Source organism: Streptomyces sp. NPDC001868 (assembly GCF_040297125.1).
Taxonomy (GTDB): Bacteria; Actinomycetota; Actinomycetes; order Streptomycetales; family Streptomycetaceae; genus Streptomyces.
In genome coordinates this window covers 32,228-54,570 of sequence record NZ_JBEOYO010000060.1, presented here as the reverse complement: position 1 = coordinate 54,570, position 22,343 = coordinate 32,228, and the positions used below count along the sequence as shown (strand labels likewise).

Sequence of the window (22,343 nt, the reverse complement as noted above, 5' to 3'; positions counted from 1 at the left end):
CGCGCAGTTCCCCGCGCCCCTGAAAAAGCAGGGGCTGCGCCCCGTGCTTTTTCAACGGCCCGCAGGGGCCGTTGCCTTCAGGGCGCGGGGAACTGCGCGACCAGCCCCCACTCAGCCGCGGACGAACGGTCCTCACGCGTCGTACTTCGTGTCCGCCGCCGGGTCCAGGGCCAGGCGGTAGCCGCGTTTGACCACGGTTTGGATCAGCTTGGGGGTGCCGAGGGAGGTGCGGAGGCGGGCCATGGCTGTTTCTACGGCGTGTTCGTCTCGGCCGGCGCCGGGGAGGGCGCGGAGGAGGTCGGAGCGGGGGACCACCCAGCCGGGGCGGCGGCAGAGGGCGCGGAGGAGGGACATGCCGGCCGGGGGGACGGGGCGGAGGGCGCCGTCGACGAGGACCGCGTGGCCACGGATCTCCACGCGGTGGCCGGCGATGGGGAGCGTGCGGGCGCGGCCGGGGAGTTCCTGGCAGAGGAGCTGGACGAGGGGGCCCAGGCGGAAGCGTTCGGGCTGGACCGTGTCCACGCCGTGCGCCTGGAGCGGGAGGGCTGTCACCGGGCCCACACAGGCGGGCAGGACGTCGTGGTTCAGCGCGTTCAGCAGCTCCGGGAGCAGGCCCCGGTCCTGGGCGCGGGAGAGCAGGGACGCCGCCGCCGGGGCGCTCGTGAAGGTGAGGGCGTCGACGCCCCGGGCGACGGTGGAGTCGAGGAGTCGGTCCACGGGGGTGATGTCCTCGGGGGGCATCCAGCGGTAGACGGGGACGCCCACGACCTCCGCCCCCGCCGCACGAAGCGACTCCACGAAGCCGGGGAGCGGTTCGCCGTGGAGCTGGATGGCCACACGGCGGCCCTCGACGCCGTGCTCCAGCAGCCGGTCGAGCACCTCGGCCATGGACTCGGAGGAGGGGGACCACTCCTCCGTGAGTCCGGCGGCCCGGATCGCGCCCTTCACCTTCGGTCCTCGGGCCAGGACCTCGACGCCCCGCAGCCGGTCGAGGAGGGCCTCGCCCAGGCCCCAGCCGTCCGCCGCCTCGATCCAGCCGCGGAAACCGATGGCGGTCGTCGCCACCACGATGTCCGGTGCCTGGTCGAGCAGGTCCTTGGTCGCGGCGAGCAGTTCGCTGTCGTCGGAGAGCGGCACGATGCGCAGGGCGGGCGCGTGGAGGACCGAGGCTCCCCGGCGCTGGAGGAGCGCCCCGAGCTCGTCGGCCCGGCGGGCGGCCGTGACCCCCACGGTGAACCCGGCGAGCGGCCCGTGTTCCGTCTGTGCTGCCCGATCCGTCCGATCCATCAGATGCGTCCTGTCTGGTCGATCGGCTCGATCGGCTCGATCTGATCGCCCGGGTGACTGCTGTTCGTCGTACATGGCTCTCGTCCCGCAGTCGAGTCGTTGCACTCGGTGGGCGCACCGATTGGTGGGCCCACATGCCGAACGAGCCTGTCAACGGCGCGTGACAGGCTCGGTTCGGGTTGATGTCGGCGGTGTTACGTCGCACGTGTCACGGCATGGGTGATGTCACACCTCGGCGTAGCTGAGCTGCGGCTTCGCCTCAGTGGTGGCCGTCGCCGCAGAGGCGTTCGAGGCCTGGCGGCGAAGGTATACGGCCCAGGTCACCGCGAAGCAGAGGCCGTAGAAGGCGAGGAAGGTGACGAAGGCGCCGGTGCCGGAGCCGACCGTCAGGAAGGACTGGCGGAAGGCCAGGTTGATGCCGAGGCCGCCGAGCGCGCCCACCGCGCCGATGATGCCCATGGAGGCGCCGGAGAGACGGCGTCCGTAGGCCGCGGCCTCCTCGCCCTCCAGGCCCTTGGCGAGGGCCTTGGCCTGGAAGATGCCCGGGATCATCTTGAAGGTGGAGCCGTTGCCGAGGCCGCTGAGGACGAAGAGCGCGATGAACGCGGTGGTGAAGAGCGGCAGCGACTTCTGCATGGAGGCGATGACGATGATCCCGGTGGCGGCGGCCATGCCGACGTAGTTCCACAGGGTGATCTTGGCGCCGCCGTACTTGTCGGCGAGCGCGCCGCCGAAAGGCCGGATCAGCGAGCCGAGCAGCGGGCCGATGAAGGTGACGTAGGCGGACTCCAGGGGCGTACGGCCGAACTGGGTCTGCAGGACGAGGCCGAAGGCGAAGCTGTAGCCGATGAAGGAGCCGAAGGTGCCGATGTAGAGGAAGGACATGATCCAGGTGTGGGCCTCCTTCACGGCGTCCTTCGCGGCACCGGTGTCGTTCTTCACGGACGCGATGTTGTCCATGTAGACGGCGGCGAGGACCGCGGCGATGACGATGAAGGGGATGTAGATCCCGAGCAGGACGCGGGGACCGCCGGAGGCGCCGATGACGGCGAGACCGATGAGCTGCACGACCGGGACACCGATGTTGCCGCCGCCCGCGTTGAGGCCGAGCGCCCAGCCCTTCTTCCGCAGCGGGAAGAAGGCGTTGATGTTCGTCATGGAGGAGGCGAAGTTGCCGCCGCCGATACCGGCGAGCATCGCGCAGATCAGGAACGTGTTGAACGAGGTCCCCGGCTCCATCACGACGAAGGCCGCGACGGTCGGGATCAGCAGCAGGCTCGCCGAGACGATCGTCCAGTTGCGTCCGCCGAAGATCGCCACCGCGAAGGTGTACGGGATGCGGACGATGGCGCCGACCAGGGTGGCCATCGAGACGAGGAAGAACTTGTCGGCCGGGGTGAGCCCGTACTCGGGGCCCATGAAGAGCACCATCACCGACCAGACGGTCCAGATGGAGAAGCCGATGTGCTCCGAGAGTACCGAGAAGAGAAGGTTGCGGCGGGCGACCTTCTCACCGGTCTCGTTCCAGAAGGCCTCGTTCTCCGGATCCCAGTGCTCGATCCAGCGGCCTCCCCTGCTCGATGCGGGGGCAGTGCTCGGGGCTGTCATGACGCCTCCACGTTCTCCGGGCTCAGGTGTTGCGATGCGGTATGAGGGGTGATGAGTCCCGAAGGTAGGGAGAGCGCGTTTCCTGCCTGTGGCACCGGGTGACCGGTAAGGAACTTTGCTCTCACGATGACGAGGGTCCGCCGGTGAGGAAGACGCCACATTGGCCGCGGTGGCGCTGCGCGGCTGGGCCTCGGATCAAAGTACCCGATGGCTGTGGTGGGCCCGGTCCGATGGGTTCGTCGTCGGGTGCGGGCCCGGTGGGGGCTGGTCGCGCAGTTCCCCGCGCCCCTTAAAAGCTCGGGTGCGACCCGTGCTTTGAAGGGGCGCGGGGGAACCCACGGAACGGCCCGGCGATGGTGGTGCGTCGCCGGGCCGGCCGTGGGGTGGGGGGTCAGTCCACGAGGGACGGTTCGCGTGTGCGCTGGTGCGGGACGTGGGCGCGGCGGCCGGTGGCGAGCTTGGCGCCCTCGACGTCCATGTCGGGCAGGACGGCGTCCAGCGGGCGGGGCAGCCACCAGGCCGAGCGGCCGAGGAGGGCGAGGACGGCGGGCACGATGGCCATCCGGACGACGAAGGCGTCGAGGAGGACGGCGATGGCGAGGCCGAAGCCGATCATCTTGACGAAGTCGTTGGCGTCGAGGATGAAGCCGGAGAAGACGCTGGCCATGATGATCGCGGCGGCGGAGACCACCCGGCCGCCGTGCCGGAAGCCGGTGACGACCGCGTCGCCGGGGCTCTCGCCGTGGACGAAGGCCTCGCGCATCCGGGTGACGAGGAACACCTCGTAGTCCATGGCGAGTCCGAAGACCACACCGATCATGAAGATCGGCATCGTGCTCATGATCGGCCCGGGCTGGTCGATGCCGAAGACGTCCTTGAGCCAGCCCCACTGGAAGACGGCCACGACAGCACCGAGTGCCGCGGTCACCGACAGCAGGAACCCGAGGGCCGCCTTGAGCGGAACCAGGATCGAGCGGAAGACGAGGACGAGCAGGACGAAGGCGAGTCCGACGACCAGGCCCAGATACGGGACCATCGCGTCGTCGAGGGTCTGGGAGAAGTCGATGAACAGCGCGGTCTGGCCGGTGACCAGGACGGTCGCGCCGATCTTCGGCTCGAACCCGGTGGCGGTGTCGCGGATGGAGTGGACCAGGTTCTCGGTCCGCTCGTCGGTCGGGCCGGTCGTCGGGATGACGTTGACCATCGCCGTGTCGCCCGCCTTGTTGACCGTGGCGGGGCTGACGGAGGCGACACCGGGCTGTTCGGCCAGGTCCTTGCCGACCCGTTCGGCGGCCGTCTTCGCGTCCTTGGCCTCGACGGTGATGAGCAGCGGGCCGTTGAATCCGGCGCCGAAGGACTCCGACAGCATGTCGTAGGCCTTGCGCTGGGTGGTGTCCTCGGCCATCGTGCCCTCGCCCGGCAGCCCCAGTTCCAGGCTCGCGGCGGGTACGGCGAGTGTGCCGAGGCCGACGACACCGAGGAGCAGGACGGCGACCGGGCGGCGCAGCACCCAGCCGGCCCAGCGGGAGCCGAGGTTGGGCTTGGCCTTGGCGGCGCGCTTGGCGGCCTTGCGCTGCCGGCGGGCGCTGAGGGGCTTGCCGGAGTAGAGGTGGCGCTCGCGGCGGGGCAGCGCCTTGACCGGGGCGTAGGCGAGGAGCGCGGGGACGAAGGTGATCGCGATGAGGACGGCGACGGCGACCGTGCCGGCCGCGGCGAGTCCCATCTTGGTGAGCATCGGGATGTCGACGACGGCGAGGCCGGCGAGGGCGACGATGACGGTCAGGCCCGCGAAGACGACGGCGGACCCGGCGGTGCCGATGGCGCGTCCGACGGCCTCCTCGCGGCCATGGCCCTCGGCCATCTCGGAGCGGTAGCGGGAGACGATGAACAGGGCGTAGTCGATGCCGACGGCCAGGCCGATCATCAGGGCCAGCGTGGACGTCGTACTGGACAGGCCCAGGGTGCTGCCGAGCGCGGTGATGCCGCAGATGCCGACGCCGACGCCGATGACGGCGGTCAGCAGCGACATACCGGCGGCGATCATGGAGCCGAAGGTCACCAGCAGGACGATGGCGGAGACCAGGATGCCGAGGGACTCGGCGTTGTTCTTGGCGGCCTCCACCGCGACGGCGTCACCGCCCGCCTCGACGGTCAGTCCGCTTTTACGGGCGTCGGCCGTGGCCTCGGTGAGGGCGTCCTTCGCCTTGTCGGTGAGCTCGGTGGCGGCGACCTCGTAGAGGACGGTCGCGTAGGCGGTGGTGCCGTCCTTGCTGACGGCGCCCGCCTGGTAGGGGTCGGCGACGCCCTTCACGAGGGGCGCGTCGGCCAGGTCGGCGAGGAGCTGCTCGACCTTGGCCTTCTGGTCGGGGTCGGAGACCTTGCCCTCGGGGGCGCGGACGACCACACGGGCGGTGGCACCGTCCGCGCTCGCGTCCGGGAAGCGCTCCTTGAGCAGGTCGAAGGCCTTCTGCGACTCGGTGCCCGGCATCGAGAAGGTGTCGGCGGGCGGAGCCGGCGCGGCGGAGGCGGCATAGCCCACGCCGAACAGGATCAGCAGCCACAACAGTGTCGTCCGGCCTCGCCGTCGGAAGGCGAGTCGGCCAAGTTTTGAGAGGAACGTAGCCACGGCGAAGGGGACTCCCGTCGGGTTCGCTGGGTGGGGCTCTGGCAAACGTGGAAACCCGCCCACCGTAACAAACCGCGAGAGCGGTTTAGTCATATTGGCGGGCTGAGCGAAATGGACACTTGAACATCGGGGAACACCCAGGCAGGGCAGGGCAGTTGCGTGCGCCGCAGACGAGCAGGCCAGGAACCCTGAGGGGCCGTGATGCCTGCGAGCGGAAGGCGAACGACCACTTTTCGCCAATCTGGAAAACCGCGTGAGTGGTTTGTTAGCGTCCGGGCATCTTCCGCACCGCCCACCGAGACGAGAGGCCCTTCGCCGTGACAACTTCCCTGGACAGACCTCGCCCGGCCCCGCCGGCGAGCGCCATGGCCGGCGGGGCATCCCCCGTACGGGCCGAACGGGTCTTCGAGCCCGCGGTGGACGGCCTGCGCGCGGTCGCCACGCTGATGGTGCTCGTCGCCCACCTCGCCCAGTGGACCGGGGCGCTCATCGACAAGACCGGCAAGCCGGGCCCGTTCGCCCCGGTGATGACGGGCTTCCTGGTGGCCATCCCGATCTTCCTGATCATCAGCGGCTATCTGCTCTACCGGCCCTGGGCCGACGCGGCGCTCGGCGGCCGCAAGGCGCCGAACACCCTGCACTACTACTGGCACCGCGTCCTGCGGATCTTCCCGGCCTACTGGCTGTTCATGATCACCACACTGCTGGTGTTCAACCGGGAGCAGCTCGGCGACGGCTGGCGCACCCTGCGGCTGCTGACCGTGCAGCATGTGCAGAACTGGGCGGACCTGCGCACCGATCCGGGCATGACCAACTGGGCGCAGACCTGGAGCCTCGCCACCGAGGTGCACTACTACATCGCGCTGCCCGTCGTGGCGTTCGTGCTGCACAAGGCGCTGCGGGCGACCAAGAGCCTGAAGGTCGCCGGGGCGTTGCTCACCACCGTGATCGTGGCCGACTTCACCTGGCTGGTCGCGACGAGCCCGTCGAGCCCGCTGGGCCCGCCGTCGCTCTGGTGGCTGCGCGGCTACCTCGGGTTCCTGGCGGCCGGCATGCTGCTCGCCCTGGTCGCCGCGAAGGCGCGCACCGGGCAGCGGCTCGCCTTCGTGGAGTTCGTCCGCAGCCGTCCGTGGGCCTTCTGGGGGGCGGCGGCGGTGGCGTACGCGCTGGCCAACACCGAGTGGGCGGGGAGCATCGCGTCGATCTCGCTCACCAAGGACGAGGCCGCGATCAAGTACGTCTGTCATCTGGTGATCGCGGTCGGGCTCGCGGCGCCGTTGCTGCTGGCGCAGGGCAGTGGGCCCGAGCGGTTGCTGTCTCGGCCGACGATCGTGTGGCTCGGGCGGAACTCCTGCGGGATCTTCCTGTGGCACCTGGTCGTCATGCAGGTCACCGTCTGGTACCTGCTCGACAGTGACTTCGCGCAGCTCGGTACGGGGGCGTTCTTCGCTCTGCTGCCGTTCGTGCTGGCGTTGTCGGTGCTGGCGGGGTGGCTGTCCTACACGTTCGTGGAGATGCCGTTGCTGAAGCGGTTCCGGATTCGGTCGCATCGGCCGGTCGCAGAACCGGAGCGCTCCGCTTGAGGGTGGGGTGTACGCGTGAACGCCGGCCCCTTGGGGAGGGGCCGGCGTTCGTGTGTGCGCCTCTGAGCTCGGGGGGTTCGGATTGTTCGGCGGGTGCGGGTGCGTCGTGGCTGGTCGCGCAGTTCCCCGCGCCCCTGGGGAAAGCGGGGGCTGCGCCCCCTGCCTTCCCCAGGCATTCCCCAGGTCTTCCCCAGGCCTCAGGCCCAGGCCCAGGCCCCAGAAAGACCGCTTACGCCGTCTTCGGGGCCGCCCTCATGCCGATGTAGGCGTACTTGGTGCCGTCGGGGGTGGTGGTGAAGACGACCGGCATCCAGTCTTCGGTGAAGGAGGCGCCGCCGCCGGAGCCGGCGAAGACCGTGTCGGAGAGGGGGACGAGTTCCATTTCGAGGTCCGGGGAGTAGCCGGCCATGCCGTCGACGAAGGCGTAGACGAGGTGGGGCTTGCCGTCCTTCTCGGAGACGGTGATGAGGACGCCCTCGCGCTTGTAGGTGCCGGCCCAGGGGGTGATGTCGACGGTGGGCGGCTGTTCGGCGGGGGCGAAGGGGGCGGGCATCGTGACGTCGGCCAGGTCGGCGAGCAGTTCGCGCATGAGGTCCGCGTAGAGGAGGCGGGAGCCGCCGCCGTTGGTCAGGAGTGCGACGGCCACGCCGGCGCCCGGCACCACCCGGAGGTAGGCGTACTGGCCGATGGAGGCGCCGTCGTGGCCGAAGCCGGGGACGCCGTCCCAGTCGTAGAGGGTCCAGCCGAGGCCCCAGCCGTCGGCGCTCACGGTCCACTTGTCGGGCACGTCCGTCTCGCGGTGCTGCATCGCGGCGACCGAGTCGGGGCCGAGGAGCGGGGTGCCGTCGGCCGCCTTGCCGCCGCCGAGGTGCAGCCTGGCGAAGCGGACCAGGTCACCGGCGGTGGCGCAGACCCGGGCGGCCGGGCCCGCGGCGCGCGGCATCAGGTCCCAGGCCGGAGCGAGCATCTGCTCACCCTCCGGCCCGGTGAGATGCCCCATCGCCGCGCGGAACGGCAGGACCTCCTCGGGGAGCGTCATGGTGTGGGTGAGGCCGAGCGGGGTGAGCAGCCGGTCCTTGAGGGCCTGGTCCCAGGTGGTGCCGGTCAACACCTCGACGATGCGGCCGAGCACCACGTACCCGATGCCGCTGTACGACACCGCCGTGCCCGGCGGACAGTCCATCGCCACGCCCTTGGCGGCCTCGACGTACTTGGCCAGGCTGTCGTCGCCGCGCCCGGTGTCAAGGTGGAAGTCGCAGGTCAGGCCGCTGGTGTGGGACAGGAGCATCCGGGTGGTGATGACCTTCGTGGCCTCGGGGTCGATGGTCGCGAACTCCGGCAGGACGGTGATCACCGGGGCGTCCAGGTCGAGGTCGCCGGACTCGGCGAGCTGCATGATCAGGGCGGCCGTGTAGACCTTGGCGATCGAGCCGAGCTGGAAGACGGAGTCGGTGGTGGCCTCCACCTCGGTCTGCCGGTTGAGGACACCGCTGGCCAGCTCCTGGACCTCGTCGTCGATCACGAAGGCGAGGGTCGCGCCGGGGACGTCGTGCGTCTCCCGCAGCTCGTCGAGGCGGTGCTGCCAGTGGCCGAGGTCGATCCGGCGGCCGGTGGCGAGTTCGATGACGTCCGCCTCGGGGGCGGGGGCCGCGGTGGGCTCCTGGGCCGCGGCGGGCCCGGGGGCCGGCGGCGGATTCGTCCTGCCGAAGGTGTCCCAGGTGCCGGAGGCGCCGTCCATCGTCCAGGTCCCGGTCAGGCCCCAGCTGTCACTGGCCTCCCAGCTGCCGGTCGCGATCCAGGTGCGGAGGTCGTTCCACTGCGAACCCTGCGTCTTCTTCGACATGGCGTGTCCTTTGGGGGGTTGGGATACCGATGGCGGGGCCTGCCCGACCACACGTTGTGCGGTACGAGGAACACTGTACGGAGTGCGCACAGTGTGCGCAAGTCCGTACGGCGTTCATTACCGGCCAAGGAAAACCGCCCACGGCCGGTACTGATCGCCGTGGACGGTTTGCCGTGAGCGCGGGCCGGGCCTGGACTCAGCCCTGTGCGGAGCCCCGGCCGAGGCGGGCCTGGAGACCGTCGAGGACCCAGTCGAGTCCGTGGCCGAAGTTGTCCACGAGCACCTCGGACGAACGGCCGCCGGCCTGCGCGGAGTAGCGCCGGCGGAGGTGCGGATAGTCGCGGGTGGCCTGTTCGACGGCCGGCCACACCTTGCGCGTCCAGTCCTCCTGACTTTGCCCGCTGCGGGCGAGCATCGTGAGCCAGGCGGCCTCACTGGTGGTCATGCCGAGCACGTACGCGAAGAGGATCCGCACCACGTGGTCGGCCTGCTCCAGGTCGAAGCCCGCCTCCTCCAGCATGGCGAGCATGCTCTCCGTGAGCCGCATCGAGTTCGGCCCCAGGGAGACACCCACCTCGCCCAGCATCGGGGCGATCCAGGGGTGACGCAAGATCGTCGAGCGAACACCGTGTGCACAACGGGCCGCCGCCGCCCGCCAGTCGGCGGCGGCGTCCGGGCCCGGCACCTCCATCTCGCCGTAGATGTGGTCGACGACCAGCTCGATCAGTTCGTCCTTGCTCGCCACGTACGAGTACATCGAGGTCGCGCCCGCGTTCAGCCGGGTGCCGAGGCGGCGCATGCTCAGCGCGGCGGCACCCTCCTCGTCCAGCAGCCTCACGGCCTCCGCCACGATGACGTCCCGGCTCAGCACGGGCTGTTCGCGCTTCTGGCGCTGCGGGCGGGTCCACACGGACTGGATCACCTGGTTCCCGGACTGCTTCTCGGACTGCTTCTCGGGCATGCGGCCTCCTCCTCGTCTTTCACGTCAGCCTATCGACCCGACGAAACGTCGTACGGGATTGCGCACAGCGTACGCTCTCCGTACAGTGTTCGACCAGTGGCACACCGCACGGGAATCCGTCGGGGGTGGCGCGGCGCGAAATCGACTGGATAACAAACCGCGTTGCTGGTTTTATTGAGCTCCGGAGCAGCCCCACATCTCTGTTCGAAAGGTTTCGTCATGGAAGTCGACGTCAAGGAACGTCACCCACGCCGCTGGCTGATCCTGATCGTGTTGTGCCTCAGCACTCTGGTGCTGGTCATCGACAACATGGTGCTGACGGTGGCGGTGCCGCCGATCGCGGAGGACCTCGATGCGAGCGCCCAGGACATCCAGTGGATCCTGGAGTCGTACATGCTGGTCTTCGCCGGTCTGCTGCTGACCGCGGGAAGCCTGTCCGACCGGTACGGCCGCCGCAAGGTCATGATCATCGGCCTGACGGTCTTCGGGGCCGCTTCGGTGCTCGCCACCTGGGCCGGAAGCGCGGAGACGCTGATCCTCGCCCGGGTCCTGATGGGTATCGGCGGCGCTCTGCTGATGCCCAGCACGCTGTCGATCCTCATCACCGTCTTCGACGAGGAGGAGCGGCCCAAGGCGATCGGCGCGTGGAGCGCGGTGGCCATGATCGGTCTGGTCGGCGGGCCCGTGTTCGGCGGTGTGCTCATCGCCCACTTCTGGTGGGGTGCGGTCTTCCTCATCAACATCCCGATCGCCCTGCTCGCGATCGTCTCGGCGCTGGTGCTGATGCCGGAGTCCAAGGGGCCGTGGCGCAAGCCCGACCCGGTGGGCACCGTGCTGTCGGTGATCGGGATGACCGCGCTCGTCTGGACGATCAACGAGTGGCCGAAGGACGGCCTCACCCACCCGAGCACCCTGGCGGCGGCCGTCGTGAGCGTGCTGGCGCTGGTCGGTTTCGGGATCTGGGAGACCCGGATCGACTCGCCGATGATCCCCATCTCGCTGTTCAAGAACCGGGTGTTCACCGGGGCGAGCTTCTCGCTGGTCCTGCTGACGTTCGCCAACGGCGGTCTGATGCTGGTCCTCACGCAGTACCTCCAGTTCGTCATGGGCTACTCCCCCACCGAGACGGGTCTGGCCTTCATGCCGGCCGCCGTCGCCTCCCTCGTCTTCAACGGGGTCGGCGCCGCGCTGGCCAAGAAGATCGGCAACCGGGCGCTCGCCGTCAGCGGGCTCCTGGTCATCGCGGGCGGGTTCGCCACGCTGTCGACGCTGTCCACGGGGGACGGCTTCGGGACGCTGGCGGTGGCGATGACGCTGATGGGCGCGGGTGCGGGTCTGGCGATGCCTGCCGCCATCGCCGCGCTGATGAGTGCGGTGCCGGAGGAGCACGCGGGGGTGGGGTCGGCCCTCAACGACACGATCCAGCAGGCGGGGGCCGCGTTCGGTGTGGCTGTGCTGGGTGCGGTGTTGTCCAGCACGTACTCGTCCGGGATGCCTTCCTCGGCGCCGGCCGCCGCGCGGGAGTCCATCGGGGAGGGGCTGGCTGTGGCCTCGCGTACGGGGGATGACGGGCTGCTGGACTCTGTGCTGGACGCGTTCACCGGGGCGGTGTCCAGCAGCTTCACGGTCGGGGCGGCCGGGGTTGTGGGGGCGGCTGTGCTGGCTCTGTTCCTGATGAAGGGGGCCGGTAAGGGGGAGGCTCCGCCGGTTGCGGCGGAGGAGGAGACGCCGGAGGTGGTGGGGGTTCACTGAAGGTGGTGTGAGGTCATGACGGCGGCGGGGCTCCATGGGTGGTCCTTGGAGCCCCGCCGTCGTTTTTGGGTGCCTACGAGCTCGGGGGTTCTGGTTCGTGGGCGGGTGCGGGTGCGTTGGGGCTGGTCGCGCGGTTCCCCGCGCCCCTGAGAGGCGGCTGCGCCGCCGTCCAGTGGTCGGCTAGGGGCGGGTCGTCAGTGCTTCGTTCAGGATCGATGGGAGTTGGGTCAGGAACAGGTCCGCGTCCTCGGGCGAGAGGATCAGGGGTGGGGCCAGGCGGATTACGTTCGGGGTGGCCGCGTTGAGGAGGAAGCCCGCTTGTTGGGCCGTGTGTTGAATTTCGGCCGCCATGGGTTCCCGTAGGGCTATGCCCAGCAGGAGGCCCGTGCCTCGGACTTCGGTGATCAAGGGGTGGGACAGGGACTCGATGCCTGTGCGCAGGTGTTCGCCCACGTGTTTCACCTGGGCCAGGAGGCCGTCGGTCTCGATCGTGTCCAGGACCGCGAGGGCCGCCGCGCAGACGACCGGGTTGCCGCTGAACGTGGAGCCGTGGGAGCCGGGGGTCAGCAGGTCCGCGGCCCGGCCGTGGGCCAGTGTCGCGCCGATGGGCAGGCCGCCGCCCAGGCCCTTGGCCAGCGTCGTCACATCCGCCTCGACGCCCTCCGCCTGCGCCGCGAACCAGTGGCCGGTGCGGCCGATGCCGGTCTGGACCTCGTCCAGGACCAGGAGGGTCCCGGTGGCCTCGGTGATCTCCCGGGCCGCCCGCAGATAGCCGGGGGGCGGTGTCACCACACCGTTCTCGCCCTGGATCGGCTCCAGGACCAGCAACGCGGTGTCCTCGGTGACCGTCGCGCGCAGGGCCTCCACATCGCCGTACGGGACGAAGTCGACCGGGCCCGGGAGCGGGGCGAACGGGGTGCGCTTGGCGGGCTGGCCGGTCAGGGACAGGGCGCCCATCGTGCGGCCGTGGAAGCCGCCCAGCGTGGAGACCATGTGCGGACGGCCCGTACGGCGGCCGATCTTGAAGGCGGCCTCGTTGGCCTCGGCACCGGAGTTGGAGAAGTACACGCGGCCCGCGCGGCCGGACAGCTCCAGCAGGCGTTCCGCCAGGGCCACCGTCGGTTCCGCCATGAAGAAGTTGGAGATGTGGCCGAGGGACGCCGCCTGTTCGGTGATCGCCCGCAGGATCGCGGGGTGCGCGTGGCCCAGGGAGTTCACCGCGATGCCGGCCAGGAGGTCCAGGTACTCGTTGCCGTCCGTGTCCCACACCCGGGTGCCCGCGCCGCGCGCCAACTGCAGGCGGGGGGTGCCGAAGTTGTCCATCATGGCGCCCTGCCAGCGGCGGGTGAGGTCACCGCCGTACGCCCCGCGTCCGGTCCCGCTCGTACCGGTCTTCGTACCGGTCTTCGTATCGCCGTGCGTGTCGCCGTTCGTATCGCCGCTCATGCGGCCGCCTCCATTCGGCTCGTGGTCCGGGTCTCGTCCGGCACGACCATCGTGCCGATGCCCTCGTTGGTGAAGATCTCCAGCAGGATCGAGTGCTTGACCCGGCCGTCGATGACGCGGGCGGTGCGCACCCCGTTGCTGACGGCGTGCAGGCAGCCCTCCATCTTGGGGATCATGCCGCTGGCCAGGCCCGGCAGCAGATCGCGCAGTTCGCTCGCGCTGAGCCTCGGGATGACCTCCTCGCTGTGCGGCCAGTCGGCGTAGAGGCCCTCGACGTCGGTGAGGATGAGCAGCATCTCGGCGCCGAGCGCGGCGGCCAGCGCGGCGGCGGCCGTGTCCGCGTTGACGTTGAAGACACCGCCCCCGGCCGCGTCCTTGGCGTCGGAGCTGCGGGCGATGGAGGAGATGACGGGGATGCGCCCGTTGTCGATGAGGGCCTGGACCACGCCGGCGTCGACGGTGGCGACCTCGCCGACGCGGCCGATGTCGACCGGTTTGCCGTCGACGTCGGCGTAGCACTTCACGGCGGTCATCAGCCGGGCGTCCTCGCCGGTCATGCCGACGGCGTGCGGCCCGTGCTCGTTGAGCAGTCCCACCAGTTCGCGCTGCACCTGGCCGGCGAGGACCATCCGGACGACGTCCATGGTCTCGTCGGTGGTGACCCGCAGCCCGCCGGTGAAGTGGGACTTCAGACCGAGGCGTTCGAGCTGGGCGCTGATCTGCGGGCCGCCGCCGTGCACGACGACCGGGTTCAGGCCGGCGTGCCGCAGGAACAGGATGTCCTGGGCGAAGGCGGCCTTGAGTGCCTGGTCGACCATGGCGTTGCCGCCGAACTTGATGACGATGGTCTTGCCCTGGTGCCGGGCCATCCACGGCAGCGCCTCGACGAGCGCGTGGGCCTTGGGCAGCGCCTTCTGTCTGCGGTCGGCGGCCAGGCCGGTCGGGGTCAGATGGCTGTCGGGTCCGGCGTCGGCGCCGGTCTCTATGAGTGTGGTCACGACGAGTACTCGCTGTTCTCGTGGACGTACTGGGCGGTCAGGTCGTTGGCCCAGATCACGGCGGACTCGGTGCCGGCGGCGAGGTCGGCGGTGATGCGCACCTCGCGCCCGCTCATGTCGACCAGTGCGCGGTCGTCGCCGACCGAGCCGCTCTTGCACACCCAGACGTCGTTGATGGCGACGTTCAGCCGGTCGGGGTCGAAGACGGCGGCGGTCGTACCGATCGCGGACAGCACCCGCCCCCAGTTGGGGTCCTCGCCGTGGACGGCGCACTTGAGGAGGTTGTTGCGGGCGATCGTGCGGCCCACCTCGACCGCGTCGGTCTCGCTGTCCGCGCCGACCACCTCGATACGGATGTCCTTGCTGGCGCCCTCGGCGTCGCCGATGAGCTGCCGGGCGAGGTCGGCGCAGACGGCGCGTACGGCCTCGGCGAACTCCCCGGGATCCGGGGTGACTTCGGTGGCGCCGGAGGCGAGCAGCAGGACCGTGTCGTTGGTGGACATGCAGCCGTCGGAGTCGACCCGGTCGAAGGTGGTCCGGGTCGCGTCGCGAAGTACCTTCCCCAGTACGGCACTTGGCACATCGGCGTCGGTGGTGAGGACGGCCAGCATGGTGGCGAGGCCGGGGGCGAGCATGCCGGCGCCCTTGGCCATGCCGCCGACCGTCCAGCCGTCGCCCTCGTACACGGCCGTCTTGTGCACGCTGTCGGTGGTCTTGATGGCGACGGCCGCCCGCTCGCCGCCGTCCGGGGAGAGCTGGGCGGCGGCCGTCTCGATTCCGGTGAGCAGCCTGTCCATCGGCAGCCGTACGCCGATGAGTCCCGTCGAGGCCACGGCCACCTCGTCGGCACCGCGGCCGAGGATCTCCGCGGCCTTCCTGGCGGTGGCCAGCGTGTCCTGGTAGCCCTCGGGTCCCGTGCAGGCGTTGGCGCCGCCGGAGTTGAGGACGACCGCGGAGACATGGCCGTCGGCGAGGGCCTCGCGGGTCCAGTGGACGGGCGCGGCCTGGACGCGGTTGGAGGTGAAGACACCGGCGGCGGCCGACCGCGGACCGTCGTTGACCACGAGGGCGAGGTCGGGATTGCCGTTCTGTTTGATCCCGGCGACGACACCCGCCGCCGTGAACCCTTTCGCTGCGGTGACGCTCATGGTGCGACTCCGATCGTGGAAAGCCCCAGGTCCTCGGGGAGCCCGAGGGCGACGTTCATGCTCTGGACGGCACCCCCCGCGGTGCCCTTGGTGAGGTTGTCGATGGCGCTGATCGCGATGATCCGGCCGGCCGAGGTGTCGAGGGCGACCTGGATCTGTGCCGCGTTCGACCCGTACACGGCGGACGTGGCGGGCCACTGCCCGTCGGGCAGCAGGTGAACGAACGGTTCGTCGTGCAGTGCCTTCACGTACGCGGCCCGTACGTCGTCGGCGGTGACCCCCGGCTTCGCCTTCGCGCTGCAGGTGGCGAGGATGCCGCGGGGCATGGGCGCCAGGGTCGGGGTGAAGGAGACGGAGACCGGCTCCCCCGCGGCGGCGCTCAGGTTCTGCATCATTTCAGGGGTGTGCCGGTGTTCACCACCCACGCCGTACGGGCTCATCGACCCCATGACCTCGGAGCCGAGGAGGTGCGGCTTGGCCGCCTTGCCCGCGCCGGAGGTCCCGGAGGCGGCGACGACCACGGCCTCGGGTTCGGCGAGCTGGGCGGCGTACGCGGGGAACAGGGCGAGCGAGACGGCGGTCGGGTAGCAGCCCGGCACCGCGATCCGGTTCGTCCGCCTCAGCTCCGCGCGGGCCCCGGGGAGTTCCGGCAGGCCGTAGGGCCAGGTGCCGGCGTGCGGGGAGCCGTAGAAGCGCTCCCAGTCGGTGCCGCTGCGGAGCCGGAAGTCGGCGCCGCAGTCCACGACGAGCACGTCCGGGCCCAACTCCCGGGCGACGGCCGCCGACTGGCCGTGCGGCAGGGCGAGGAACACCACGTCGTGTCCCGCCAGCACCTCCGTCGTCGTCGGCTCCAGCACCCGGCCCGCCAGGGGCGGCAGATGTGGCTGGAGGCCGCCCAGCAGCTGCCCCGCGTTCGTGTTTCCCGTCAGGGCGCCGATCTCCACCTCGGGGTGCCCGAGTAGCAGGCGGAGAAGCTCACCTCCCGCATAACCGCTCGCTCCGGCTACGGCTGCTCGCACTGTCATGACCCCTCCCGGTTCGGCATGGGTTGCCGTTGTAACCGGGGGCGGAGTGGCCCAACAAGGTGTTTCATCATGTCCATGACAAGAAAGTGAGGTCAGGAACGCGAACGGGGCGGTGGCATCAGCTCGATGCCACCGCCCCGTTCACCGGGTGATTCAGCCCACCAGCCGCAACGGCCCCCCGTACACCGCCTCGACATACCCGAACCCCTCCGCCGGCAGGTCGGGGGTGGCGTCGACCGTCTCCGCGTACTGGAGGCGTACGACCTCGTCGGGGACGCGGCGGTCCGGCGAGCGCCGGGCGTTGCGCTCCAGACAGGTCTCCAGCGGGGTGGTCAGGATGAGCGCCGCCGCCGGGACGCGATGCCGGCCGGCGATGTCGAGCAGTTTCGCGCGCACCGCGCGGTCGGGGCCGTCCGCGTCGACGACCGTGGTCAGCCGGCGCGCCAGCCGCGCCTCCAGCACCTCCCCCATCACATGGACCGCCTCGTCGGTCGCCCCCTCGTCGACCGGGTCGTCGCAGATCCGCTCCCGGAACGCGTCCAGTTCCAGCACCGCGCTCGGTGGCCAGGCTCCGGCGAGCGCGCTCTTGCCGCTGCCCGCCGCCCCCAGCAGCACGATCAGGATCGGGTCGGGCAGAACCGCGTCGGCCATGGCTCGTCTCCTCTCGGGTCTGGGTGGACGAGCCGGGTACCGCCCCCGGGGAGCCCGTACAAGACCGAACGGCCCGCTCCGGGCGGGCCGTTGATCAGGGTGTGCGCGATGTACGGGGTGTACGGGGATGTCCGAGGGAGGTGAACCCGGCCCCCACGACTGTCCGTCAAGGATCGTCCAAGGGCGGGTGTCCAGTCCAGAGATGACAGAAGAGGAGGGGAGAGGAGGAGAGAGGGAGGGAGGGGGAGGGGGAAGGGCAGGGGAGGCGAGGGCAGGGGTGGGGTGAGGAGGGGCGGGGCGGGGGCGGGGCGCCCGGGGGTGTCAGAGGCGGACCGGCAGCGACACCAGGTGGATGCCGTCGCCCGGCATCGCCACGTACTCCAGGGCCTCGCGGTCCACGGCGAGGGTCAGGCCGTCGTTGCGGACGAACAGGGTGTCCAGGACCACCTCGGCCTGGAGGCGGGCGAGGGCGGCGCCGATGCAGAAGTGGGGGCCGTGTCCGAAGGCCATGTGGCCCACTCCGCGCCCGAGTTCACGGCCGATGTCGAGCTTGTCGGCGCCGTCCGGGAACTCCTGCGGGTCGTGGTTGACGCCGACCAGCGCGGCCGTGACCGCCTCGCCCCGCTTCACGGGCATCCCGGAGAACTCCAGGTCCTCGGTGGCGTACAGGGGGGCGCCGATCGGCACCGGTGTGGTGAAGCGGAGGAGTTCGGGGACCGCGCGGCCGGCGAGCAGCTCGGGCTCCTCGCGCAGCCGGGCGAGCTGGTCGGGGTGGTCGAGCAGGGCGAGGATCGCGTCGGCGATGAAGTGGGCGGGCGGCATGATGCCCGTGTTGATCAGCAGCAGGAAGATGGCGATGATCTCCGTCTCGCCGAAGTCGCCCTCCTCCTGGCTCACCCGGATCAGCTCGGAGATCAGGTCGTCCGACAGTGCGGCCGTGCGCTCCTCGATGAGCTGCTTGCAGTGCTCGACCATGCCCTTGAGGGCCGGGATGAAGAGCTCCGGGTCGCCGGAGATGTAGTCGCGGATCCAGGCGCAGATGCGGGGCTGGTCGGCCGCGTCCACGCCGATCAGTTCGCAGACCCCGAAGCCGGCCAGCGGGTGGCTGAGGCTCTCCAGCAGGTCGGCCTCGCCCTGGGCGGCCATCTCCGCGTACAGGTCGTGGGTGATCTTCTCGATCTTCGGGCGCAGGGCGTTGATACGGCGGGCCGTGAAGGCGCGGGTGATCAGGGTGCGCATCCGCGTGTGGTCCTCGCCGTCGGCCAGCACGAGGATGCCGAGGTAGTCGCGGTACTCCGCGGGCAGCCCGTACGCCTCGATCATCTGGTCGGCGATGCTCGGGCCGTCCTGGCCGGGGAGCTTGGCGCTGTCGCGTACGAAGCGGGGGTCGGTGAGGGCGGCCTTGGCGTCCTCGTAGCGGGTGAGCAGCCAGACCGGGGTCTCCACGTCCGGGAGGGTGACGCGGACGAGGGGGGCCTGCTCGCGCAGGCTCGTGAAGCCGCCGGGGGTGCTGACGAACTTCGAGGTCAGGCTGAGGACTTCCTGCGACATGGTGTCTCCATCCATGGGACGTGTTGTCCGCCGACGGCCGGGCCGACCGGATGGCTTGAAACATACCGGGACAGCGGTATGTTTTCTATCGCGTTCAACTGTTCGGGGGTGGGGGGGGGTGGGGGTGCCTGCGGCGCGGGGGCATGGCTGAGGGCCGCGCGGGTGCTGCGCGGCCCTCGGGGTGGGGGTGGTGGTGTTTCGCGGGAGAGCTCGGGGGGTGGGGGTTGCGGGGCGGGTGCGGGTTCGGTGGGGCTTCTCGCGCAGTTCCCCGCGCCCCTGAAAAGCCGGGGCTGCGCCCCGTGCTTTTCAGGCCCGCAGCCCCGGTCCTCTTTCGAACCGTAGCCCCGTCGCTTTTCAGGCCCGCAGGGGCCTGAAGCTTTTAGGGGCGCGGGGAACTGCGCGAGAAGCCCCACTCACCCGCAGCCGCCGACGGACCCGCAGCCCCGAGTTGTCAGGCGCCCGGTCCCAATTCCAGCGTGCAGGACTTGATGCCGCCGTCTTCCCGGACCAGCTCGGAGAGGTCCATGCCGATCGGGCGGAAGCCGCGTCGGCGGAGGTGGTCCATGACGGGGCCCGCGGCCTCCGGCAGGATCACGTGGAGGCCGTCGCTGACCGCGTTCAGACCCCCCGCCGCGACATCGGGCTCGTCGACCAGGAGCGCGTCGGGGAAGAGGCCGGCCAGAACATCCCGGCTGACCTCGGAGAACGCGGCGGGACAGTACATGATCTCGTCGCCGTCCAGGACGGACAGCGCGGTGTCGAGGTGACCGAACCGGGGGTCGGCCAGCTCCAGGCTGATCAGGGGCCGCCGGAAGTAGTCCAGCGCCTCGCGGTGGGCCTCGGGCGGGCTGCCCAGCCGCCGCCCGGCGAGCACCCACCGGGTGGTGGCCAGGAAGTCCCGGGCCCCCTCGTTGGCGTACACCGCACCCCGCACCTCGGTGAAGCCCTGCGCGCGGAACCAGTCCAGATACGCCGCCTCCCCCGCCGGACCGCCCCGCCGCGCCCCCAGCACCCGCCCGTCGACCACCGTCGCGGTCGCCGCCGCGCGGACCGCGTCCGGCAGTCCGGGCAGCGGGCCGATCAGGCGGACGTCGTGGCCGAGGGAGAGGTAGAGGCTGTAGAGGCGGCCCCACTGCATCAGGGCGCGCCGGGAGGTCAGGGGCGCGGAGGTCCGGTCGGTCCAGGGCCGGTCGGCCTCCACCGCGTCGAACGGATACGGCTGGCACATCAGATACCGGCGGCGGGTGGCGGTGCGCTCCCCGCGGTGGTGCGCCGCCGGCCGGAGGGGGATCCGGCGGCGCACCGTGGCGCGAGGGCGGGGAAGGACGCCCTCGCGGCGGGCGCTCATACGGCGGCCATGGCCTCGCGGAGGCTCTTGGGTCGCAGGTCGGTCCAGTGCCGCTCGATGTACTCCAGGCACTCCTGCCGGCCCGCCTCGCCGAACACCGCCCGCCAGCCCGCCGGGACCGGGGTGAAGGTCGGCCACAGCGAGTGCTGCTCCTCGTCGTTGACGAGGACGTGGAAGGTGCCGTTGGCGTCGTCGAACGGATTGGTGCTCATGTCGGTTCAACTCCCTTGATCTGTACGGTGGTTGGCTGCGATTGGGTGTGGCTGGTCGTGACTGTCCGTGGTCGGCCGGTCAGCTGATCGTGGAACTGGCCGTCGTGTGCTGTCGTGCCGCCAGGTCGATCGCTATGGCGTCGGCTATCTCGCCGCTGCGGATGGCGATGTTGGACAGCAGCGCGGAGGCGAGGCCGTGGGTGTGCTCGGTGCCGCCCTGGAGGTAGATGCCGACGTTGAGGTCCGGCGAGGTGACGAGGCGGTAGTCGCGCTCGACCCGCAGCCGGCCCTGTTCGTCGCGCAGGCAGTGCGGCGCCAGGTCGCCCAGCAGTGCCGTCGGGTCCATGGAGTCGTACCCCGTGGCGAAGACGATCGCGTCGACGTCGAGGCCGTAGGTGGAGTCGTCCCGTACGGAGTGCATCGTGAGCCGGGCCCCGTCGGCGGTCTGTTCGACGGCCTGGACCCGGGAGAGGTTGAGCAGGTGCAGGCGCTTGATCCGGGCGACCTCGTCGTCGTACGCGCGCTGGTAGAGGTCGCGGATGACCTCGTCGTCGGCGACGCCGTAGTTGGTGTTGCGGTGGTAGCGCCAGAACGAGTCGCGGGTGCGGTCGGTGCCGCCGTAGTAGTCGTCGACGGCGTCGGCGTCGAAGATGCGGTTGGCGTAGGGGGTGTCGTCGGCGATCGAGTAGCCGTACGACGGCATGATCGCGTAGACCTCGGCGTGCGGGACGGTGTCGTAGACGTACCGGGTGATCTCGGCGGCGCTCTGGCCGGCGCCGACGACGGCGAACCGGCGGACGCGTCGCTGGTCGAGGGTGTTGAACCGGCCGAGGAACTCGGAGCTGTGCCAGACGCGTTCGCCGCGGTCGATGCCGGTGGGCATCGTGGGGACGAGGCCGGTGGAGATGACCAGGTTGCGTGCCTCGACGAGACGGGTGCCGCCGCGCGGGGTGTTGTCCTTCACCTCGACGCGCACGGTGTCGACGGGGCCGCCGGTGTGCCCGTCGGGGAGGTGGACCGCGTTCACCTCGCAGTTGTAGCTGACGCGGTCCGAGAAACTCGACTCCGCCCAGTCGAGATAGTCGTGGAATTCGTTCCGGGTGGGGAAGAAGTTCTGGTTGTTCACGAACTGGGCGAGGCGGCCGGCGGCGTGCAGATAGGAGATGAAACTCCACTGGGAGGCCGGATTGCGGAAGGTCGCCAGGTCCTTCAGGAAGGAGATCTGCATCTTCGTGTCGGGAAGCAGCATGTTGCGGTGCCAGCCGAGGGACGGCTGCTTCTCGAAGAAGGCCGAGGTGAGCGGCTTCTCGTCCTTTCCGCGCTGCTCCTCCAGGGCGATGGCGAGCGAAAGGTTGGACGGCCCGAAACCTATTCCCACGACCTCGTACGCTTCGGTGTGCGCTTCCATGAATTCTCCCGCAAGTGGTGTGCTGGAAAGGTACGTTGCGTCTTTTTGGGGCGTCAACGACGGTGGCGGTCGGACAGTTGAACTCCGCGCCGGACTCGGCGATGGACTCAGTGATGGACCGGGCAGCCCTTGATGGTGCCCGTCTTCTCCATGCGGTCCATGAGGCCGGCCGTCTCGCGGTACTGGGTGGAGTCGCGCAGGGCGAAGTCCTCGCGGACCCGGTCGCGGATCTCCTCGTCCTGTTCCTGGCTGAGCTTGAACATGCCCTCGGCGCCGGTGACCTCGACGCGGAAGGCGCCCACCGCGGGCAGGATCGTCGCGAAGTAGTCGATGGAGCGGGACATGTCCCAGGCCTTGGCGGCGCCGAAGTCACGCTCGTAGGCCTTCACGGTGTCCTTGCAGACCTCCAGCGAGTCCTCGCCGGGGGCGGCGGCCTCGATCTTGTGGAAGACGCCGTGGACATGGACGGAGGTGAAGTCCCAGGTGGGTGCGGCGGGCGTGATGTCGTACACCGTGGGCGACACATAGGCGTGCGGGCCGGTGAAGGTGATGAGGACCGGGGTGCCGCTCTCCAGGGCCGTCCAGTGCGGGTTCTCCCGGTTCATATGGCCGATGAGCCGGCCGCCGGCCAGGTCCTCGGTCCACTCGCCGGTCCACTCCGGGTCGCGGAGCACGGGGAGGTGGGTGGCGTACGGGTCGGCGTCGGCGGGGCCGTTGGACACCAGCAGGGCGAAGGGGTTGAGGCGGATCAGCTCGGTCATCCACGAGCCGTCCGGCTCCCGGTACGGATCGGGAACGAACATTCGGACCTACCAATTCTCGGCGCTTCGGAGGGTTTTTCCGTCCCCGGGGAGTTCCTTGTGGGTTCGCCCCGGGGACGGGTTCGCGGGACCGGA

At 70.3% G+C, this 22,343-nt stretch carries 17 protein-coding genes; 2 read left to right on the top strand and 15 right to left on the bottom strand.

Annotated features, from left to right (window positions below; translation table 11 throughout):
- Positions 1-132: 132 nt before the first annotated feature.
- The 3 genes from ABT147_RS40055 to ABT147_RS40045 form a co-directional block, all read right to left on the bottom strand.
- Positions 133-1,287 carry a uroporphyrinogen-III synthase gene (locus ABT147_RS40055; protein ID WP_351415885.1) on the bottom strand — a complete coding sequence of 385 codons (1,155 nt, stop codon included), beginning with the start codon at positions 1,285-1,287 and terminating at the stop codon, positions 133-135.
- Positions 1,288-1,512: 225 nt separating this feature from the next.
- On the bottom strand, positions 1,513-2,895 hold the full coding sequence (locus ABT147_RS40050; protein ID WP_351415882.1) for a nitrate/nitrite transporter: 1,383 nt from the start codon (positions 2,893-2,895) through the stop codon (positions 1,513-1,515).
- Positions 2,896-3,286: 391 nt separating this feature from the next.
- On the bottom strand, positions 3,287-5,521 hold the full coding sequence (locus tag ABT147_RS40045; RefSeq protein ID WP_351415880.1) for an MMPL family transporter: 2,235 nt from the start codon (positions 5,519-5,521) through the stop codon (positions 3,287-3,289).
- A gap of 365 nt (positions 5,522-5,886) precedes the next feature.
- Between ABT147_RS40045 and ABT147_RS40040 the strand changes: the two genes are divergently transcribed.
- Positions 5,887-7,104, top strand: coding sequence for an acyltransferase family protein (locus tag ABT147_RS40040; protein ID WP_351415877.1), 1,218 nt, complete (start codon positions 5,887-5,889; stop codon positions 7,102-7,104).
- A gap of 229 nt (positions 7,105-7,333) precedes the next feature.
- Here ABT147_RS40040 and ABT147_RS40035 read toward each other — a convergent pair whose 3' ends face one another.
- Positions 7,334-8,947, bottom strand: a complete 1,614-nt coding sequence (locus ABT147_RS40035; protein ID WP_351415875.1) for a serine hydrolase domain-containing protein — start codon at positions 8,945-8,947, stop codon at positions 7,334-7,336.
- A gap of 196 nt (positions 8,948-9,143) precedes the next feature.
- Positions 9,144-9,908 (bottom strand): TetR/AcrR family transcriptional regulator, encoded by a 765-nt coding sequence (locus ABT147_RS40030; RefSeq protein WP_351415872.1) that lies wholly within the window; start codon positions 9,906-9,908, stop codon positions 9,144-9,146.
- Between the two features lie 219 nt (positions 9,909-10,127).
- Here ABT147_RS40030 and ABT147_RS40025 point away from each other — a divergent pair, with 219 nt between their 5' ends.
- Complete coding sequence (locus ABT147_RS40025; RefSeq protein ID WP_351415870.1) at positions 10,128-11,660, top strand: MFS transporter; 1,533 nt, start codon at positions 10,128-10,130, stop codon at positions 11,658-11,660.
- A gap of 180 nt (positions 11,661-11,840) precedes the next feature.
- Here the strand turns inward: ABT147_RS40025 and ABT147_RS40020 are convergent, their stop codons facing one another.
- The 10 genes from ABT147_RS40020 to ABT147_RS39975 all read right to left on the bottom strand — a co-directional run bounded on the left by ABT147_RS40020 (position 11,841) and on the right by ABT147_RS39975 (position 22,250).
- Entirely contained in the window at positions 11,841-13,106 is a 1,266-nt protein-coding gene (locus ABT147_RS40020) for an acetylornithine transaminase (protein WP_351415868.1), read from the bottom strand.
- On the bottom strand, positions 13,103-14,041 hold the full coding sequence (argB, locus tag ABT147_RS40015) for an acetylglutamate kinase (RefSeq protein ID WP_351415890.1): 939 nt from the start codon (positions 14,039-14,041) through the stop codon (positions 13,103-13,105). Before argB ends, ABT147_RS40020 begins: the two co-directional genes overlap by 4 nt.
- Before the next feature lie 59 nt (positions 14,042-14,100).
- Positions 14,101-15,252: a bifunctional glutamate N-acetyltransferase/amino-acid acetyltransferase ArgJ gene (argJ, locus tag ABT147_RS40010; RefSeq protein ID WP_351415865.1), complete on the bottom strand. Its 1,152-nt coding sequence runs from the start codon at positions 15,250-15,252 to the stop codon at positions 14,101-14,103.
- Positions 15,249-16,277: an N-acetyl-gamma-glutamyl-phosphate reductase gene (gene argC, locus ABT147_RS40005; protein WP_351415863.1), complete on the bottom strand. Its 1,029-nt coding sequence runs from the start codon at positions 16,275-16,277 to the stop codon at positions 15,249-15,251. The genes argJ and argC overlap by 4 nt, the downstream gene beginning before the upstream one ends.
- 153 nt (positions 16,278-16,430) lie before the next feature.
- Positions 16,431-16,928 carry an AAA family ATPase gene (locus ABT147_RS40000; RefSeq protein ID WP_351415861.1) on the bottom strand — a complete coding sequence of 166 codons (498 nt, stop codon included), beginning with the start codon at positions 16,926-16,928 and terminating at the stop codon, positions 16,431-16,433.
- A gap of 321 nt (positions 16,929-17,249) precedes the next feature.
- A complete protein-coding gene (locus tag ABT147_RS39995) occupies positions 17,250-18,479 on the bottom strand; it encodes a cytochrome P450 (RefSeq protein WP_351415858.1) in 1,230 nt (409 codons plus the stop codon).
- 451 nt (positions 18,480-18,930) lie between these two features.
- Positions 18,931-19,827 carry a dimethylarginine dimethylaminohydrolase family protein gene (locus ABT147_RS39990; protein WP_351415856.1) on the bottom strand — a complete coding sequence of 299 codons (897 nt, stop codon included), beginning with the start codon at positions 19,825-19,827 and terminating at the stop codon, positions 18,931-18,933.
- On the bottom strand, positions 19,824-20,039 hold the full coding sequence (locus ABT147_RS39985; RefSeq protein ID WP_351415854.1) for an MbtH family protein: 216 nt from the start codon (positions 20,037-20,039) through the stop codon (positions 19,824-19,826). The genes ABT147_RS39990 and ABT147_RS39985 overlap by 4 nt, the downstream gene beginning before the upstream one ends.
- 79 nt (positions 20,040-20,118) lie before the next feature.
- Positions 20,119-21,447 carry a lysine N(6)-hydroxylase/L-ornithine N(5)-oxygenase family protein gene (locus ABT147_RS39980; protein WP_351415851.1) on the bottom strand — a complete coding sequence of 443 codons (1,329 nt, stop codon included), beginning with the start codon at positions 21,445-21,447 and terminating at the stop codon, positions 20,119-20,121.
- Between the two features lie 107 nt (positions 21,448-21,554).
- Entirely contained in the window at positions 21,555-22,250 is a 696-nt protein-coding gene (locus ABT147_RS39975) for an FMN-binding negative transcriptional regulator (RefSeq protein WP_351415848.1), read from the bottom strand.
- Positions 22,251-22,343: the final 93 nt, after the last annotated feature.